17 protein-coding genes are annotated in these 17,713 nt (G+C 66.6%); 2 read left to right on the forward strand and 15 right to left on the reverse strand.

The genetic code is table 11. The features are described 5' to 3' along the window. Positions 1-79: 79 nt before the first annotated feature. From hfq to ndk, 10 genes are all read right to left on the reverse strand, one after another. On the reverse strand, positions 80-319 hold the full coding sequence (hfq, locus tag ACREYQ_RS09965; protein ID WP_012353158.1) for an RNA chaperone Hfq: 240 nt from the start codon (positions 317-319) through the stop codon (positions 80-82). A 211-nt stretch (positions 320-530) separates the two neighbouring features. Then, positions 531-1,874, reverse strand: coding sequence for a ribosome biogenesis GTPase Der (gene der / locus ACREYQ_RS09970; RefSeq protein ID WP_432257478.1), 1,344 nt, complete (start codon positions 1,872-1,874; stop codon positions 531-533). Between the two features lie 219 nt (positions 1,875-2,093). Beyond that, a complete protein-coding gene (gene bamB / locus ACREYQ_RS09975) occupies positions 2,094-3,269 on the reverse strand; it encodes an outer membrane protein assembly factor BamB (protein ID WP_432257479.1) in 1,176 nt (391 codons plus the stop codon). Positions 3,270-3,335: 66 nt separating this feature from the next. Continuing rightward, a complete protein-coding gene (locus ACREYQ_RS09980) occupies positions 3,336-3,968 on the reverse strand; it encodes a tetratricopeptide repeat protein (protein ID WP_432257480.1) in 633 nt (210 codons plus the stop codon). Positions 3,969-4,025: 57 nt separating this feature from the next. Next, on the reverse strand, positions 4,026-5,393 hold the full coding sequence (hisS, locus tag ACREYQ_RS09985) for a histidine--tRNA ligase (RefSeq protein ID WP_432257481.1): 1,368 nt from the start codon (positions 5,391-5,393) through the stop codon (positions 4,026-4,028). A gap of 39 nt (positions 5,394-5,432) precedes the next feature. Beyond that, a complete protein-coding gene (gene ispG / locus ACREYQ_RS09990; RefSeq protein ID WP_432257482.1) occupies positions 5,433-6,725 on the reverse strand; it encodes a flavodoxin-dependent (E)-4-hydroxy-3-methylbut-2-enyl-diphosphate synthase in 1,293 nt (430 codons plus the stop codon). A gap of 37 nt (positions 6,726-6,762) precedes the next feature. Beyond that, entirely contained in the window at positions 6,763-7,758 is a 996-nt protein-coding gene (locus ACREYQ_RS09995; protein ID WP_432257483.1) for a helix-turn-helix domain-containing protein, read from the reverse strand. Then, entirely contained in the window at positions 7,751-8,530 is a 780-nt protein-coding gene (gene pilW / locus ACREYQ_RS10000) for a type IV pilus biogenesis/stability protein PilW (protein WP_432257484.1), read from the reverse strand. Before pilW ends, ACREYQ_RS09995 begins: the two co-directional genes overlap by 8 nt. After that, entirely contained in the window at positions 8,527-9,681 is a 1,155-nt protein-coding gene (gene rlmN / locus ACREYQ_RS10005) for a 23S rRNA (adenine(2503)-C(2))-methyltransferase RlmN (RefSeq protein ID WP_432257485.1), read from the reverse strand. Before rlmN ends, pilW begins: the two co-directional genes overlap by 4 nt. 49 nt (positions 9,682-9,730) lie before the next feature. Beyond that, positions 9,731-10,156 (reverse strand): nucleoside-diphosphate kinase, encoded by a 426-nt coding sequence (gene ndk / locus ACREYQ_RS10010; RefSeq protein WP_432257486.1) that lies wholly within the window; start codon positions 10,154-10,156, stop codon positions 9,731-9,733. A 374-nt stretch (positions 10,157-10,530) separates the two neighbouring features. Between ndk and ACREYQ_RS10015 the strand changes: the two genes are divergently transcribed. Continuing rightward, entirely contained in the window at positions 10,531-11,235 is a 705-nt protein-coding gene (locus ACREYQ_RS10015) for a Bax inhibitor-1/YccA family protein (protein WP_432257487.1), read from the forward strand. 206 nt (positions 11,236-11,441) lie between these two features. On the opposite strand, the gene rlmD is transcribed toward ACREYQ_RS10015, so the two are convergent. Continuing rightward, complete coding sequence (gene rlmD / locus ACREYQ_RS10020) at positions 11,442-12,746, reverse strand: 23S rRNA (uracil(1939)-C(5))-methyltransferase RlmD (RefSeq protein WP_432260394.1); 1,305 nt, start codon at positions 12,744-12,746, stop codon at positions 11,442-11,444. 257 nt (positions 12,747-13,003) lie between these two features. Here rlmD and ACREYQ_RS10025 point away from each other — a divergent pair, with 257 nt between their 5' ends. Further along, positions 13,004-13,858 (forward strand): endonuclease/exonuclease/phosphatase family protein, encoded by an 855-nt coding sequence (locus tag ACREYQ_RS10025; RefSeq protein ID WP_432257488.1) that lies wholly within the window; start codon positions 13,004-13,006, stop codon positions 13,856-13,858. A gap of 27 nt (positions 13,859-13,885) precedes the next feature. On the opposite strand, the gene ACREYQ_RS10030 is transcribed toward ACREYQ_RS10025, so the two are convergent. The 4 genes from ACREYQ_RS10030 to ACREYQ_RS10045 are packed head-to-tail and all read right to left on the reverse strand — an operon-like array spanning position 13,886 to position 17,696. Further along, complete coding sequence (locus tag ACREYQ_RS10030; RefSeq protein WP_432257489.1) at positions 13,886-14,725, reverse strand: 3'-5' exonuclease; 840 nt, start codon at positions 14,723-14,725, stop codon at positions 13,886-13,888. Continuing rightward, positions 14,722-15,909, reverse strand: a complete 1,188-nt coding sequence (gene rpoS, locus ACREYQ_RS10035) for an RNA polymerase sigma factor RpoS (protein WP_432257490.1) — start codon at positions 15,907-15,909, stop codon at positions 14,722-14,724. Before rpoS ends, ACREYQ_RS10030 begins: the two co-directional genes overlap by 4 nt. A gap of 6 nt (positions 15,910-15,915) precedes the next feature. Further along, complete coding sequence (locus ACREYQ_RS10040; RefSeq protein WP_432257491.1) at positions 15,916-16,776, reverse strand: peptidoglycan DD-metalloendopeptidase family protein; 861 nt, start codon at positions 16,774-16,776, stop codon at positions 15,916-15,918. A gap of 8 nt (positions 16,777-16,784) precedes the next feature. After that, positions 16,785-17,696, reverse strand: a complete 912-nt coding sequence (locus tag ACREYQ_RS10045) for a protein-L-isoaspartate(D-aspartate) O-methyltransferase (protein ID WP_432257492.1) — start codon at positions 17,694-17,696, stop codon at positions 16,785-16,787. Positions 17,697-17,713: the final 17 nt, after the last annotated feature.

A 17,713-nucleotide genomic window follows, 5' to 3' on the forward strand; every position in this document is an offset into this window, starting at 1 on the left:
GCGCATTGGCACACCGGTGCCGGGCATCGGGGCGGCGCCGCCTGGCGCCCGCGTGATGCCCTCGGGCAGATCGGTCAGATCAGGCCTCGGCGGAATCATCCACGCGGAAATTGACCGCGCGCGCCGGAACGACGGTGGAGATCGCATGCTTGTAGACCATCTGCGTCACGGTATTGCGCAGCAGGACGACGTACTGGTCGAACGATTCGATATTGCCTTGCAGCTTGATGCCATTGACGAGGTAGATGGAAACCGGCACGTGCTCTTTGCGCAGCGCGTTCAGGAACGGGTCTTGTAGCAGTTGCCCTTTGTTGCTCATGGCACACTCCAAATTTATAGGTTTAGTGGTGAATGATGGGGATGGAAATCCCCGGTTCAAGTCAGTCGGCGCAAAAACGCGCCAGAAAAAAGATCAAAAACGGTACCAAGTCGGCGTCAATGCGCAGGGCACCCCCTGCTACCGTGAATTTAGCCGCAGTTCCAAACGAACGCAAACGAAAACTGGCCCCGCCAGGGATCCGATTCCGGACTCAATCCTTCGAGTCCGCGTACGGATTTTTGTTCGTGCGAAATTCGATGCGAAGGGGCGTGCCCTTGAGCTTGAACGCCGCACGGAAACGGTTTTCCAGGTAGCGCCGGTAGGTTTCCGCCACGCCCGACAGGGCATTGCCGTGGACCACGATGATGGGCGGGTTCGAGCCGCCCTGGTGCGCGTAGCGCAGTTTCGGGCGCGACGCGCCGACGCGCTTGGGCTGCTGGAACTCCACGGCCTCCTGCAGCACGCGCGTCAGTTGCGGCGTCGGCAGCTTGACCATGGCCGCGGCAAAGGCGTCATCGACGGAACGCATCAGCGCGCCGATACCGGTGCGCTCGCGTGCCGACACAAAATGGAAGTTCGCGAAGCTCAGGAATTGCAGCTTGCGCTCCAGGTCGTGCTTGATGCGGTCGCGGGCATGGCCGTCCAGCCCGTCCCATTTGTTGACGCCCACCACCAGCGCGCGGCCGGATTCCACGATAAAGCCGGCGATGTGCGCATCCTGCTCGGAAATATCCTGCTGCGCATCGAGCAGCAGGATCACCACGTTGGCGTCCGCGATCGACTGCAGCGTCTTGACCACCGAGAACTTCTCGATCGCCTCGAACACCTTGCCGCGCCGGCGCAGGCCGGCCGTATCGATCAGCGTATAGGGCTTGCCGCCGCGTTCGAACTCCACGTAGATGGCGTCGCGCGTGGTGCCGGGCATATCGAACGCGATCACGCGCTCTTCGCCGATCAGGGTGTTGACCAGGGTGGATTTCCCCACATTGGGGCGCCCCACGATGGCAATCTTGACGCCCTTGCCCTCGTCGGACACTTCCTCGGCCAGCTCGGGACGTTCCTGGACCGCCAGCTCGATGGCCTCGTCGACCAGTTCGCTGACGCCGTCGCCGTGGGCAGCGGAAATCGCGTACGGATCGCCCATGCCCAGCTCATAAAAATCGGCCGCCACCGAGGTGTACTTCATGCCCTCGGCCTTGTTGACCGCCAACATGATGCGCCGGCCGGTCTTGCGCAGGTAGTCGGCAATGGCGCGGTCCTGCGGCGCCAGGCCGAGGCGGCCGTCGACGATGAAGATCACCACGTCGGCCTCGACCACGGCCTGCTTGGTCTGCTTGGCCATCTCCGCGACGATGCCTTCCTTGACCACCGGCTCGAAGCCGCCGGTATCGATGGCAATGAACGGACGTTCGTGGATGCGCCCTTCCCCGTAATGGCGGTCGCGCGTCAGGCCCGGCAGGTCGGCGACAAGGGCGTCGCGCGAGCGGGTCATGCGGTTGAATAGCGTCGACTTGCCCACATTGGGGCGGCCGACAAGTGCGATAACTGGTTTCATGCAATAAACGGAAACGGGGGCCGGCACGCCGCCCCCCGGTAACTCCGGAGTCAATGGATCCGACGGCAGTGCGCGCCACCTGGGCGCGAATTACCGCTTGTCCTGTCGGGCGCGGCGCCGGGTCTACGGACCCGCCGCAATTGCCGCGCTAAGGATCATGCTACCGGATTCGGCGCTGACCGTACCGACAGGTGTACGGCAGCGCGCGTTAGTGTCCTGTCAGCCAGGCTGGAAACCGTAGACGTCGCCGTCGCGGGTCTGGATGATCAGGGTCTGCCCCGCCACGACGGGCGCGGCGGTGATGGCACTGCCATCGGTCTTCATGCGCGCGACGACCTGGCCGTCTTCGCGCGACATGAAGTGAACATAGCCTTCGAAGTCGCCCATCACCACCGAGCGGCCCAGCGCCAGCGGCGCACCCAGGCGGCGGTTGCGCAGGTCGGCGTTCTTCCAGCGTTCGGCGCCGTTCTGGCGGTCAAAGGCATGCAGCACCGACTGCTCGTCGCTGGCGTAGATGGCATTGTCATCCTGCGCGGGGCCACTCGGCGACGAAAAATCCTTGCCCCACTGCGGCTGGCCGCTGGCCAGTTCCAGGCAGGCGATCCGGCCCTGGAAGGTGGTGGCGCAGACCTGGCGGCCGCTGACCATGGGCAGGCCGGTGACATCGTTCAGGCGCTCGATCTCCGACACGCCCTTCGGGTACGAGACTGCACTTTCCCAGCGCAGCACGCCGTTGCCCGGCGTCAGCACGCCCAGCTTGCCGCCGGGGAAGCCCATCACGATGCCGTCGCCGGCGAATACCATCCCCATCGCCGCGCGCAGGTTCAGCGGGGTCTGCGAACGCTGGTAGATCCAGCGGCGCTCGCCGGTCTCGGCATCCAGGCCGAACACGCGCGTGTCGGTGGTGCGCACCACCACCAGGCCGTTGCCGACCAGCGGCGCCGACAGCACCTCGCCGTTGACCTGCTTCTTCCAGATCTGCTTGCCGCCGGCGTCAAAGGCATAGATCGCGCCCTTCTCGCCCGCGACCGCGGTCACCGAACCATCGCTGCCCGGACCGGAGGTCAGGTCGACATCGGTCTTGGCCTTCCACAACACGCGCCCGCTGGCGCCTTCCAGCGCCATCACGTTGCCGTTGTTGGACGACACGTAGACATTGTTGCCTGCCGCGGCCGGCTGCATCGAATAGGGGCCGCTCTTGCCGACATCGGCCTTCCAGGCCTGGCGCACCTGCAACGTGGCCGAGAGCGGCTTGAGTGCGGCGGGCGGGTGCTTGTTTTCCTTGCCGAACAGCGAGCAGCCGCCCAGTGCGGCCAGGCAGGCAGCTACCACCAGCGCACGGCTCATGGTGCGGGCGGGCTGGCGATGTACGGCACGGGAAAGCACTGACGTCATAGAGTTAAGGTCCTGTTATTCGATCCGCGGGATAAACGGTGTGGCACAAGTTCGGGAGCGGCCGGATCAGGCCGTGCCCAGCGCATCGAGCTTGAACTGGATGATCTGGCGCATCGCCGGCTCGGCCTGGTCCAGCTTGTCCAGCGCCTTGCGATAAGCCGTGCGCGCATCGTCGCGCTTGTCCTGCGCGGCGAGCAGGTCCCCGCGGCGGTCGGCATAGAGCGCGGCGAACGCGGCCGGCGGCTCGTCCTTGAGCAGCGCCAGGCCCTGGTCATAGGCCTTCTCGTCGAGCAGCACGCCGGCCAGGCGCACGCGCGCCAGGTGCGAATAGGCTTCGTCGCCGTGGTCGATGGCCCATTGCAGCTGGCTCTTGGCCGCGGCCAGATCGCCCGCATCGTACAGCACGCGGCCCGCGACCAGCGCGCTCATCTGGCCGTAGGCGGTGCGGCCGAACTTGCCTTCCAGGTCGGTCGCGGCGCGCTTGATGCGTTCGACATCGCGCGCCTCGGCGGCCTTGAGCACCTGTTCGTACAGCACCGCGGCTTCGCCGGCCTGCTTGCGCTCCCAGTACTTCCAGCCGTTCCAGCCGGCAAACGCCAGCAGCGCAATGATCAGCACCCAGGTCAGCGCATTGCCATACTGGCGCCACCAGGCCTTCAGATTCTCAAGCTGTTCCTGTTCTTCTAGATCGTAAGCCATGTCGAGGCAATCACCTGCGTTGGTTGGATACTTGGGTACTGCGCTGGCGGCGCGCCGTTATTCGCTGGCGCCCACCATGGCGTCGATCAGGTAATCGACCAGCCCTTCGGCCGGCACGGTGGCCTGTTGCCCACCGCCTTCGGCCTCCTCGCGCTGGCGAAGTTCCTTGACCTGAACCACGCCGGCGGCAACTTCGTCGTCGCCAATGATAACGGCATAGGCCGCGCCGCTTGCATCGGCGCGCTTCATCTGCGACTTGAAGCTGCCGCCCTTGCCGTCGGGGCTGGCATGCAGCACCACGTCCAGGCCGGCGTCGCGCAGGCGCTCGGCGGCCACCATCGCCTGCTGCGCGGCGGCCTCGCCCTGGTGCACCAGGTAGACGTCGCAGCCCACCGCCTCGGGCACCACGCCCTCTTCGCGGATCAGCTCGATGATGCGCTCGATGCCCATGGCCCAGCCGCAGGCCGGCGCCGGCTTGCCGCCCATCTGCGCGATCAGCGGGTCATAGCGCCCGCCGCCGGCGATGGTGCCCTGCGCGCCCAGCTTGTCGGTGATCCACTCGAACACCGTCAGGTTGTAGTAGTCCAGGCCGCGCACCAGGCGCGGGTTGATCTTGAACGGGATGTTGTTGGCCTTCAGCAGGCGCTGCACGCCCTCGAAGTGCGCCAGCGACTCTTCGCCCAGGAAGTCGATCAGCTTGGGCGCGTTGGACGCCATCTCCTGCAGCGCCGGATTCTTGGTGTCCAGCACGCGCAGCGGGTTGGTGTACAGGCGGCGCTTGCTGTCGTCGTCCAGGATGTCCTGGAAGCCTTCCAGGTACTTGATCAGCTGTTCGCGGTGCGCGGCGCGTTCATGCGCCTGCCCCAGCGAATTGAGCTCCAGGCGCACGCCAACCAGGCCCAGGTCGTCCCACAGCCGCTGGCACATCAGGATGATCTCGGCGTCGACATCCGGGCCGGCAAAGCCCAGCGCCTCGGCGCCAAGCTGGTGGAACTGGCGGTAGCGACCGCGCTGCGGGCGCTCGTGGCGGAACATCGGGCCGGTGTACCACAGGCGCTTGGGGCCGTCGTACAGCAGGTTGTGCTCGATGGTGGAACGCACGGCGGCGGCGGTGCCTTCCGGGCGCAGCGTCAGCTGCTCGCCGTTGAGCGAATCGGTGAAGGAGTACATCTCCTTCTCGACAATGTCGGTGACCTCGCCGATGCCGCGCACGAACAGCTGCGTGTGCTCGACAATGGGCGTGCGGATCTGCTGGTAGCCGTAGGCGCGCAGCATGGCCCGGGCGGCATTCTCGAAATGCTCCCACAGCGGCGCGTCGGCCGGCAGCATGTCGTTCATGCCCTTCACGCCCTGCAGGGCCTTGGCGGGGCGCACCTTCGGTTCGGTCTTGGCGCCTTCGGCGGCCACGTTCTCGGATTGCGTCATTCTGTTCTTGTCAGGCTGCTGGCACCCGGCCTGTCCGGCTCAGGCTGCCACTTCTTGGTCGGCCCGCGCAGCGCCCGGGCCGTAATGCGTGCGAACGTAGTCGTCTACGATCGCCTGGAACTCTTCTGCAATGCGCTCGCCGCGCAGCGTCTTCACCTTGACGCCATCGACGAACACCGGCGCCGCGGGCGATTCGCCCGAGCCCGGCAGCGAGATGCCGATGTTGGCGTGCTTGCTCTCGCCCGGACCGTTGACGATGCAGCCCATCACGGCCACGTCCATTTCCTCGACGCCAGGGTAGGCGGTCTTCCATTGCGGCATCTGCTCGCGCAGGTAGGTCTGGATGCTGGCCGCCAGCTCCTGGAACACGGTGCTGGTGGTGCGCCCGCAGCCCGGACATGCAATCACCATCGGGGTGAAATTGCGCAGGCCCATGGTCTGCAGGATTTCCTGGCCCACGTACACCTCTTTCTCGCGCGGCGCGCCGGGTTCCGGCGTCAGCGAGATGCGGATGGTGTCGCCGATGCCCTCCTGCAGCAGCACCGACAGCGCCGCGGTCGAGGCCACGATGCCCTTGCTGCCCATGCCGGCCTCGGTCAGCCCGAGGTGCAGCGCGTAGTCGCAGCGGCGCGCCAGCTCGCGGTACACCGCGACCAGTTCCTGCACCTGCGACACCTTGCACGACAAAATGATCTGGTCGCCCGGCAGGCCAATTTCCTCGGCCTTCTTCGCCGAATCGATGGCCGAGGTGATCAGCGCCTCGATCATCACGCTCTGCGCCGGCCACGGCTCGGCGCGCCCGGCGTTCTCGTCCATGATGCGCGCCAGCAGGTCCTGGTCCAGGCTGCCCCAGTTCACCCCGATGCGCACCGGCTTGTTGTAGCGGCACGCCATCTCGATCATCTGCGCGAACTGCGTATCGCGCTTGGCGCCCTGGCCGACGTTGCCCGGGTTGATGCGGTACTTGGACAGCGCCTCGGCGCACGCGGGATAGTCCTGCAGCAGCTTGTGGCCGTTGTAGTGGAAGTCACCCACCAGCGGCACATCGACGCCCATGCGGTCGAGCTGCTCGCGGATCGACGGCACCGCGGCCGCCGCCTCGGGTGTGTTCACCGTGATGCGCACGATCTCCGAGCCGGCGCGCGCCAGTTCCTTGACCTGGATCGCGGTGCCGATCGCATCGACCGTGTCGGTGTTGGTCATCGACTGCACGCGCACCGGCGCGCCGCCGCCGATGGTCACGACGTTGGCGCCCCACGCGACACGCGCCTGGCGCGTCTGGCGGCGCGACAGCGGGCCGGGCAGGACCGGGAGACAGAGCTGTTGGTTCATAGCGTTACCACCTTGCAAAGACGCACCTTGCACCGCCTCAGGGCAGCGTCAGGCGGGCCACGTTGTTGCGGTTGGCTGCCTTCAGGTCAACCGGCGTGCCATTGCGCGTCAGCGATTCGACGCCCTTGACATTGCCGATCACCACCTTGTACGGAGCGGTGCCGCCGCCGGCCACGGTCTGGCCAGCCTTGGCGGTACCGCCCATGACGATCTTGCCGCGACTGTCCCGGATTTCATACCAGGTATCGGCGGCAAAACGGATCTGCAGTTCGCCCTCGCCCGCTGCCGCGGCAGGTGCCGTGGCGGGAGCCGCAGGTGCCGCGGCGGCGGGCGCCGACGCCGCTGCCGCGACAGCCGGCGCGACCGTGGCCGCGGGGGCAGCCGCGGCACTGGCCGGGACGGTTTCGGCGGACGGCGCCGGCGCATCGCTGGCAGCCATCACCGGCGGCAGTGCCGCGGTCACGGTGCCGGCTTCCGTGCTCTGGATCTCGGCGGCGGGCGCTTCGGCCTTCACCGTTTCGGCAGCGCTGCTGCGCGCATCGATCCATGCGCGGATATGGTCGAACCCGAACCAGGCGCCCGCGGCCACCACCACCGCCACCAGCGCCAGCCAGACCCAGCGCCCGCCGCTGCCGCCGGAGCGGAAGCGCTTGCGGTCGTCGAAGGCCGCGTTGATGCCGCCTTCGCGCTGGCGGGCGATTTCCGCCACCTGCGCCACCGCGCGCGGCTGGAAGCGCGCCAGCAGCGGGTCGATGTCGACATGCAGCATGCGGGCATAGGCACGCATCACGCCCTTGGCGAAGGTCACGTCGGGCAGCGCCTGCAGGTCGCCGGCCTCGATCGCGCGCAGCTTGCCTGCCGCCACCTTCAGCCGTGCGCTGACGTCTTCCACCGTCATCCGCTGCGCCTCGCGCTCGCGCGTCAGCGCTGCGCCGATCTCGCGCGCGGCAGCTTCGCGGTCTCCTTCGTGCGCACCGCCGCCGACTGGTTGCGTCGGTACGGCCTGGCCTGCGGCGCGGTCGTGCTCACTCATCCCATGCTCCTTGTTCGTAGGCGGTCAACTCACGCGAGTCGGGGAAGCGGCTGCGCAGCTGCGCCCCAAGCGCATCCTGCGTGCGGCCGTCGCCCTCACGGTGGGCAATGCGCGCTCCCAGCCAGAGGGATTGCGCACTGACAAACTGGCTGCTGTTGACGCGCTGGACATACTGCCGGGCCTGCGCGAAGTCGCCGCGCCGGTAGAACACCAGCGCGAGGTTGGTGTTGGCCACCGGGTTGTTGCGGTCGTAGCCGAGCGCGGCCTTCAGGTTCTTCTCCGCCTCGGCGCTGTGGCCCTGGCGCAGCTCGCACGCGCCCAGGCTGATCAGGGGCTTGGCCGGGCCGCCGGCCGACGGCGCCGACGCCGCGCGCTGCAACATCGGCACGGCATCGCCGTAGCGCCCTTCCTGGCACAGAAACCAGCCGTAGTTGTTGAGCAGGTCGCCGTCGTTGCCACGCATCGACACCGCGGTGCGGAAGCTGTCGTCGGCCAGCGCCCGCTCATTCATGTTCATGTAGATCAGCGCGCGCACATGGTAGGCATCGGCCAGCGACGGATCGATGGCGATGGCCTGCTTGATCTCATCAAGCGCGACCGCGTTCTGGCCGGCCTCGAGATAGTTGGTGGCCAACTGCAGCCGGATGCCGGCGCGGCGCCTCGCATCGGTCTGGTCGGAAGCGGTCTGGAGATCCTGCGCCGGCGCATGCGGCAGCTGGCAGCCGGACAACATCAGCAGCCCGAGCAGGGCCGCAGCGAGCAGACGGATCATGCAGGGCGAACCTCCCGAGGCTGGCCGTTGGCATTGACCGGCACCAGTGGCGTGATCTTGCCGAACTTGCCGCGTTCGGCCAGGCGCGTGCGGTCCTTCACTTCCCCGGCCAGCTGGCCGCAGGCGGCGTCGATGTCGTCGCCGCGGGTCTTGCGGATAGTGGTCACGATGCCCGCGTCCATCAGCACCTGCGCAAAGCGCCGGATCTGTTCGTTGTTGGAACGCTTCAGGCCCGATTCGGGGAAGGGGTTGAACGGGATCAGGTTGAACTTGCACGGCACGTCGGCCACAAGCTTCAGCAGTTCCCGCGCATGCTCGACGCCGTCGTTGACGCCATCCAGCATGCAGTATTCGAAAGTAATGAAATCGCGCGGCGCGAATTCCAGGTAGCGGCGGCATGCCGCCATCAGTTCGGCCAGCGGGTACTTCTTGTTCAGCGGCACCAGCACGTCGCGCAGGGCGTCGTTGGACGCGTGCAGCGATACGGCGAGCGCCACCGGCAGGTCCCCGGACAGCCGGTCCATCATCGGCACCACGCCGGAGGTGGACAGTGTCACGCGGCGGCGCGACAGGCCGTAGGCGTTGTCGTCGAGCATCAGCCGCATGGCCGGCACGACGGCGTCGTAGTTGAGCAACGGCTCGCCCATGCCCATCATCACCACATTGGAGATGACGCGGTCGTCCTTGGGGCCGCGGCCCAGTTGTTCGCGCATGGCGAACTCCGCCATCCACAGCTGGCCGATGATTTCACCGGTGCTGAGGTTGCGCGAAAAGCCTTGCTTGCCGGTGGAACAGAACCGGCAGTTGACGGCGCATCCCGCCTGCGAGGAAACGCACAGCGTGCCACGCGTTTCCTCGGGGATATAGACCGTTTCCACCGCGTTGCCCTCGCCCACGTCGAGCAGCCACTTGCGCGTGCCGTCGGCCGACAGGTTGTCGGTAATGGCGGCGGGCGCGCGGATCTCGGCCCGCGTCGCGAGCTTTTCGCGCAGCGACTTGGCGAGATCCGACATGGCGTCGAAGCGGCTGGCACCGTAGTGGTGGATCCAGCGCTGGAGTTGCCGCGCACGGAACGGCTTCTCGCCGAGCTCGCCGCAATAAGCGGTGAGCGCGTCCGCGTCGAGGTCGAGCAGGTTGACGAGAGCGTTCATGACGGCAAACTCAGCTTCGGTATCAGTCTAGTCCAGCAGCGCCAGGCAATCAGCGGCTGTAGACGTTCATGCCCGGGAAGAAGAACGACACTTCCACGGCAGCCGTTTCAGCAGCGTCCGAGCCGTGCACGGCGTTGGCATCGATGCTGTCGGCGAAGTCGGCGCGGATGGTGCCCTTCTCGGCCTTCTTCGGGTCGGTGGCGCCCATCAGGTCGCGGTGCTTGGCGATGGCGTTCTCGCCTTCCAGGGCCTGGATAATGACCGGGCCGGAAACCATGAAGTCCACCAGGTCCTTGAAGAACGGACGCTCCTTGTGGACGGCGTAGAACTGCTCGGCTTCGCCGCGCGACAGGTGCACCATCTTGGCAGCAACGATCTTCAGGCCGGCGGCCTCGAAACGGGCGTAGATCTGGCCAATGACGTTCTTGGCCACGGCATCCGGCTTGATAATCGACAGGGTGCGTTCGATCGCCATGAAAAACTCCGAAAAATGAAGGGGTTACAAATGGATTAAACATGCGATTCTAGCACGAAGACTATGACCCTTTCGAGGGTCTTCCCTGTATCGGGCAGTGTCCGGTCGCCCTTGCGGTACAAGCCGGCGCCAGGTATCCCACGGCGCACATTACAACCTTGTCATGCCCGGAACACGGCGCCCCGGCTACCATCCAATGTAAGCGGCGTCGAACGGACGTAAAAGCAGCGCGGAGTGCCCTTTGAATTACTCCGCTCTTGCAATTCGGCCTACCCGATGCCACATTGACGATGGTTCCGTCCGGGGTCCATGCGAATCTTCGCAACCGAAGCCTCGAATCCCCGGCGCCTCACCGTTTTGAGACAGGAGTCACCATGGATAACAAGCTGAACACCTACGGTTTCGGCAATAGTGCGTCGGGCGTCACTGACGTCGTCGTTCGCAACCGGGTCTTGCGCAACACTTACTGGCTGCTGGCCATCTCGATGATCCCCACCGTGCTCGGCGCGTGGATCGGCGTGGCCACCGGCTTCAGCCTCATGGCGGGCAGCCCCGGCCTGTCGCTGATCCTGTTCCTGGGCATCGCGTTCGCGTTCTTCTACGGCATCGAGAAGACCAAGAACAGCGGCATGGGCGTAGTCCTGCTGCTGGCGTTCACGTTCTTCATGGGCCTGATGCTGTCGCGCCTGATCGGCGCGACGCTGCAGTTCTCGAACGGTCCGGCGCTGATCATGTATGCCTTCGGCGGCACGGCGGCGGTGTTCGGCACAATGGCCACCATCGCAACGGTCAGCAAGCGCGATTTCTCCGGCCTGAGCAAGTTCCTGTTCGTCGGCGTGATCCTGCTGATCCTGGCCAGCGTTGCCAATATCTGGCTGCAACTGCCGTCGCTGATGATCACGGTGTCGGTGATCGCGATCGGCATCTTCTCGGCGTACATCCTGTTCGATGTGCAGCGCGTGGTGAACGGCGGCGAGACCAACTACATCACCGCCACGCTGGCGATCTACCTGGACGTGTACAACGTCTTCGTCAACCTGCTGGCGCTGCTGGGCATCTTCGGCGGCAGCCGCGACTGACGGCAACCGCCCCCCGCGGCACGAAAAAACCGGCCTGATGGCCTAATGCTGTTCAGTTAACCACCGTCGTTCCCGCGCAGGCGGGAACCCAGTGACTTTAAAAGACGCTGGATTCCCGCCTGCGCGGGAATGACGGTAGCGTTTGATACCTTAACTGAACGGTATTAGGCCTGATGGCCGGTTTTTCTTTTGGCGCACCCGCGCGATCAGCCTCGATCGAACACGGCGATCGACTCCACATGCGAGGTATGCGGGAACATGTTGACCACGCCCGCGCCGCTCAGCCGGTAGCCCGCCTCGTGCACCAGCAGGCCGGCGTCGCGCGCCAGCGTGGCCGGGCTGCACGAGACATAGACAATGCGCTGCGGCAGCACGTCGCTGCCCTGCTGCGCCAGTTCGCCCAGCGCCTTGCACACGGCCAGCGCGCCTTCGCGCGGCGGATCGACCAGCCAGCGGTCGAAGCGGCCCAGCGCGGCAATGTCCTCGGCCGTGACCTCGAACAGGTTGCGGCATGCAAACCCGGTCCTGGCCGCCAGCCCGTTGTATTCGGCGTTGGCCAGCGCGCGCGTGGTCAGGGCCTCGCTGCCTTCGATGCCCATCACCGACTTGCCCTGCGTGGCCAGCGGCAGCGTGAAGTTGCCAATGCCGCAGAACAAGTCGAGCAGGCGGTCCTGCGGCTGCGCGTCCAGCAGGCGCAGCGCGCGGCCGATCAGCACACGGTTGATCTGGTGATTCACCTGGGTGAAGTCGGTCGGCTTGAACGGCATGCGGATGCCGAATTCCGGCAGCGTGTAGGCCAGCTCGGCATCGGCCGGGTAGAACGGGTAAACCGTGTCCGGGCCCTTGGGCTGCAGCCAGAACTGCACCTTGTACTCGTCGGCGAAGGCGCGCAGCAGGTCCTTGTCGGCATCGGTCAGCGGTTCCAGGATGCGCAGCACCAGCGCGGTGACCTCCTGGCCCACGGCCAGTTCGATCTGCGGCATGCGGTCGCGGATCGACAACCCGCCCACCAGCTCGCGCAGCGGCACCAGCATGGCCGACACATGCGGCGGCAGGATTTCGCAGCGGGTCATGTCGGCCACGTAGCTGCTCTTGCGCTCATGGAAGCCGACCAGCACCCCGCCCTTCTTGGCCACGTGGCGCACGGTCAGGCGCGCGCGGTAACGATAGCCCCAGTCCGGGCCGGCGATCGGGCGGAACACCACGTCGGGCTTCACCTTGGAGAGGTGCCACAGGTTGTCTTCCAGCACGCGCTGCTTGATCGCCAGCTGCGCGCGCGAGTCCAGATGCTGCATCGAGCACCCGCCGCAGACGCCGAAATGCTGGCAGCCAGGCTTCACCCGCATCACCGACTCCTGCCGGATCTCGGCCAGGTGAGCCTGCTCATAGCTGGGCTTGCGGCGGTAGCTGCGGTAGCTGACGGTTTCGCCGGGCAGCGCGCCCTCGACGAAAATCACCTTGCCGGGCGTGCCGTCCTCATTCACCAGGCGGCCGACACCGCGGGCCTCCATGTCGAGGCTGTCGATCGATACCACGGGATCGGCCGTGGGGGCGCCAGCATCGGCGGCAGCGCGGACACGGGACTCTTTTGCGGCGGGAGCAGCACCTGAATCGGCAACAGCGGCCGGGGCTGCCGGCGTTTCTTGGGGGGAGGACACGGCTTGGGACACCAGACGAAACCTGACGTATTGTTTTGCGAAAGCGGGATTGTATGCCAGACCGGGCTGCCACCGGTGGCAGCGTCCCGGCGATGTGACGGAGACGGCAAATGGAACTGATCTCGTGGAATATCCAGTGGGGCCGCGGCGCCGACGGGCATGTCGACCTGGCCCGCCAGGTCGACGCCCTGCGCGGCATTGCCGAGGCCGACGTCATGTGCCTGCAGGAGGTCACGCGCGGGTTCGGCGAACTGCGCGGCAGCCCCGGTGAAGACCAGGTGGCGGAACTGACCGCCCTGCTGCCCGGCTACCACCTGCTCTACGCGCCGGGCGTCGACCGGCGCACTGCCACCGGAGGACGCAAGCAGTTCGGCAACCTGATCGCCACGCGCCTGCCCGTGCGCGAAGTCTTCCGCCATGCCCTGCCCTGGCCGGCGGACCCGCAGGTGGCGTCGATGCCGCGCGTGGCCCTGGAAGCCACGGTAGAGGTCGGCACCCGGCGGCTGCGCCTGATCTGCACGCACCTGGAGTATTACTCGTCACACCAGCGCGCCGCCCAGGCCCAAGCCTTGCGCAACTGGCACGCCGAAGCCTGCGATCATGCGCGCCACCCCGGACGCAGCGAGCAACGGCCGGGCCCGTTCACACCCGAGCCGCGCCCGTCCGAGGCCGTCCTCTGCGGCGACTTCAACAGCAAACCCGACGATATCGCCTATCGCCGCGTGCTCGAGCCCTTTGACGATGCCACGCCCCCCTGGCGCGATGCCTGGCTGCACACGCATCCCGGCCAGCCGCATGCGCCCACCTGCGCCCTCTACGACAAGGAGCAATGGCCCGAGCCGCCGTTCGCCTGCGATTTCATGTTCGTGACAGAGAACCTCGCCGCGCGCATCCTGCGCTGCGAGGTCGATGGGGATACCGCCGGCTCGGACCACCAGCCGATCCTGCTGTCACTGGATCTGTGAGTCCATGCCGGCGGGACGCCGCCTGCCTCAGTCTTCGAGGTCTTCGGCTTCGGGCGTGAGACGCTGCAGCCGGAACGCCTGCAGGTATTCCATCCACTGCTCGCCCGGCAGCTCGGCCAGCGATTCCTGGACGAACTCCATCTCGACGTCGAACTCGCGCGGCGAGAGCCCGCCGCGCATCAGCTGGAAGCGGCAGTACATCAGGTAGGTGTTGACAACATCGGTCTCGCAATAGGCGCGGATCTCGTCGAGCTGGCCCGACTGGTAAGCGTGCCAGACCTTGCTGCCGTCCATCCCCATCTTGCCCGGGAAGCCGCACAGCTTGGCCAGGTCATCCAGCGGCGCGCTGGCGCGGGGCTGGTACATCGCCAGCAGGTCCATCAGGTCCAGGTGCCGCATGTGGTAGCGGCTGATGTAGTTGTTCCACTTGAAGTCGCGGCTGTCGTCGTCGCGGCCCTCGCCCATCTCCCAGTAGCGCGGCGCGGTGACGCCGTTGACCAGGCCGCGGTAGTGCAGCACCGGCAGGTCGAAACCGCCGCCGTTCCATGAAACCAGTTGCGGGCTGTAGCGCGCGATCAGTTCATAGAACTTCTGGATCAGCGTGGCCTCGCCGTCTTGCGGGGTGCCGAGCGAGCCGACATGGAACACCGCCGAGCCGTCGCGGTGCGTGCGGCGCAGCACGCAGGAAATCGCGGCGACGCGCTGCAGGTAATGCGGGAGGAAATCGCTGCCTGTCTTTTCGCGGCGGGCGGCAAACGCATGCTCGGCGACTTCGGCGTCGCTCATCGTATCGGGGTGGTCATGCAAACGGCGCAGGCCGGCGACATCGGGAATGGTCTCGATGTCGAATACCAGCACAGTGGTCATAGAACGGCGTCCTTCCTGACACCTTGCGAAGCGAAATGCCGCTTGAGCTTGACCAGCGCCTCCTGCTGGATCTGGCGCACGCGCTCGCGCGTCAGGCCCATCTCCTCGGCGAGCTCTTCCAGCGTGGCGGGCTCGATATGGTTGAGGCCGAAGCGGCGCTCCACCACATAGCGATGCTTTTCCGACAGGCGCGCCAGCCAGAGCTTCATCAGCCCTTCCAGCTCGCGGTGCGCCACCTCCTGGTCGGGGGCGGCGTTGTGCTCGTCGGAGAGGAAATCCAGGAGGCTCGAGCCGGGATCGAGATCGAACGGCGTATCGAGCGAGGTGGTGTGTTCGTTGAGGGCCAGGACGTCCTGCACTTCGTCCGGCGTCTTGCCCAGCAGGTGGGCGATGTCTTCCAGGCTGGCGTCGCGCCCGTCGGTGCCGCCCTTCTCCAGATGGCGCTTGGCGCGCAGCACCTGGTTGAGTTCGCGGATCACGTGGACCGGCAGGCGGACCGTGCGCGCCTGGTTCATGATGGCGCGCTCGATGCTCTGGCGGATCCACCAGGTCGCGTAGGTCGAGAAGCGGAAGCCGCGCGACGGATCGAATTTCTCGATCGCGTGCATCAGGCCGAGATTGCCTTCCTCGATCAGGTCGAGCAGCGGCACGCCACGATTGAGGTAGCCCTTGGCGATGCTGACCACCAGCCGCAGGTTGCGCTCGATCATGACCTGGCGCGCGGCAAAGTCGCCGTCCTTGGCCAGCGTGGAGAAATGCAGTTCTTCCGGCGCCGACAGCAGCGGCTTGATGCTGATGCGGTTCAGGTAATGCTGGACCGTGTCCGCGGCCAGCTCGGTATGCAGCACGGTGCGGAAATCGTCGTGCTCGGCGGCTGCGCCATCGGTGCCATTCTCCGCGCTTTCTTCTTCCTCGTCCTCCGACTCGTCCTCGTCGTCGTCGCGCAGCTGGCGCTCGTTGCGCTCGCTGTCGTCGGCAAGCAGGTCGGCCTCGCGCAGGCCCACTGAAGTGGACGTGGCGATAGGCTCGTCGGTCACGGGGATCAGCTCGGCTGCGAGATCAGGCTCGAAGCCTTCCGCATCGGCGCGCTCGTCGGGATGTGCCACACCAGCCTTCACTTCCGGCTGCTTGGGACGGCGTGCCCTGCTGACGGTTCCGGAGGAGACAGTTTTCTGGCGTGGCATGAACCCTCACTGTGGCGGCAGGTACCGCATCGGATCAACCGGTTTGCCGTTCTTGCGAACTTCGAAATGAAGCTTCACCCGGTCGGTATCGCTGTTGCCCATCTCCGCAATCTTCTGGCCCTTTCGGACCGTGGATTGCTCAGTCACAAGCACCTTGTCGTTGTGCCCGTAAGCAGTAAGAAATGTCTCGTTGTGTTTGATGATGACAAGATTCCCGTAGCCGCGCAAGGGGCCTACGTGAATCACCCGACCGTCATCCGCGGCCAGCACCGCATCACCCTTCTTGCCCGCAATATCGATGCCTTTATTGCCCTTGTCGTCGAATTTAGCGACCATCTGGCCGGTTGCCGGCCAGGCCAGCTTCATCGAACCGTCGGCGACCGGCGCCGACGGGGCAGCGGCCGCGCCAGGCGCTGCCGCCGGCGCCGGAGCAGCGGCAGGCGGGGTCACCGGCGAGCCCACCGGGCGGGCCTGGTCGATCGGCTGCGCCTGCACCGTGCCCGGCGCCACGGGCATGGTGGCCACGCCAGGCGCAGTGTTGACGTCGGCACCCGGCGGCACGATGCGCAGCAACTGGCCGACCTCGATCTGGTTCACATTGGTCAGGTTGTTCCACGCAGCCACATCGCGGTACGACTGGCCGTTTTCCAGCGCGATACGGTAAAGGGTATCGCCTCGCTTGACCCGATAGTATCCAGGGGGGGCCGGTTCCTGCGTCGCGGCCGTGGTACCGGAAGTTGAGGTACGGTCAACGACCGGCGCCGGCATCGGCGAATTGGCGCAGGCGGCCAGCAGGGCCGTCAGCGCCGAAGCCGCAAAAAGTTGTCCGGCGCGTGCGAAATATTGCGATTTCACGATGTTGTGCATAGTTCGACTCAGATGGTGCCCGATTTTAAGGGCACAAAGAAAACGGCTTCAAGCGCGGTTCTGTGAAAGCGATGGCGGTTGCGTCGCTCGATCAGCAACAGCTGCTGGGTAACGGTCTGGCCCGGCACGCCCGCCGGCGGCACCACCGCCACCGGGGCGATCAGGCGCCCGCCCACGGCCAGCTGCTCGAGCAGCGCCTCGGGCACCTCCATGCCGGCGGCGGCAAGGATGATGGCCGAGAACGGCGCGGCCTGGGGCAATCCCAGCATGCCGTCGCCATAATGCAGGCGCAGGTTGGGCACGCGCAGCGGCCGCAGGTTCGCCTTGGCCTGCTCATGCAGCGGCCGGATGCGCTCGATCGAGAAAACCTCGCGCGCCACCTGGCTCAGCACCGCGGCCTGGTAGCCGCAGCCGGTGCCGATCTCCAGCACCCGCTCCAGCGGCATATCGGCGGCCAGGCCCTCGCGCAGCAGCTCGATCATGCGCGCCACCACCGACGGCTTGGAGATGGTCTGCTGGTGGCCGATCGGCAGCGCGGCGTCTTCATACGCCTGCGATGCCAGCCCCGGCTCGACGAACAGGTGGCGCGGCACGGTGGCAATGGCCGACAGCACGCGCTCGTCGCGGATGCCCGCGGCGCGCAGCCGCGCCGCCAGCGCAACCCGTGCCCGTGCCGAGGCCATGCCGCCGCCACCGGCGGTGGCCGCCGAGGCGCGCTGCTCGACCGCGCTCGCAGGTACCGGCGCGGGCGCCGGTGCGGCGGCGCGCGCCGGGCGCGCCTTGGCCGGCTTGGGTGCAGGCGCTGCAGGCCGCGGCGCGCCCACGGCAGGCATGCCGGCGGTGCGGGCAGGTGCGGGCTTGCGTTCGACCACCGCATCCAGCGGCAGCGGAAACTTGTTGCGGGGGGGCGTGGGACTCATCGGGGGCGCGATACGGC

Origin of the sequence: Cupriavidus sp. TMH.W2, assembly GCF_050847365.1 — a bacterium.
Lineage (GTDB): Bacteria > Pseudomonadota > Gammaproteobacteria > Burkholderiales > Burkholderiaceae > Cupriavidus.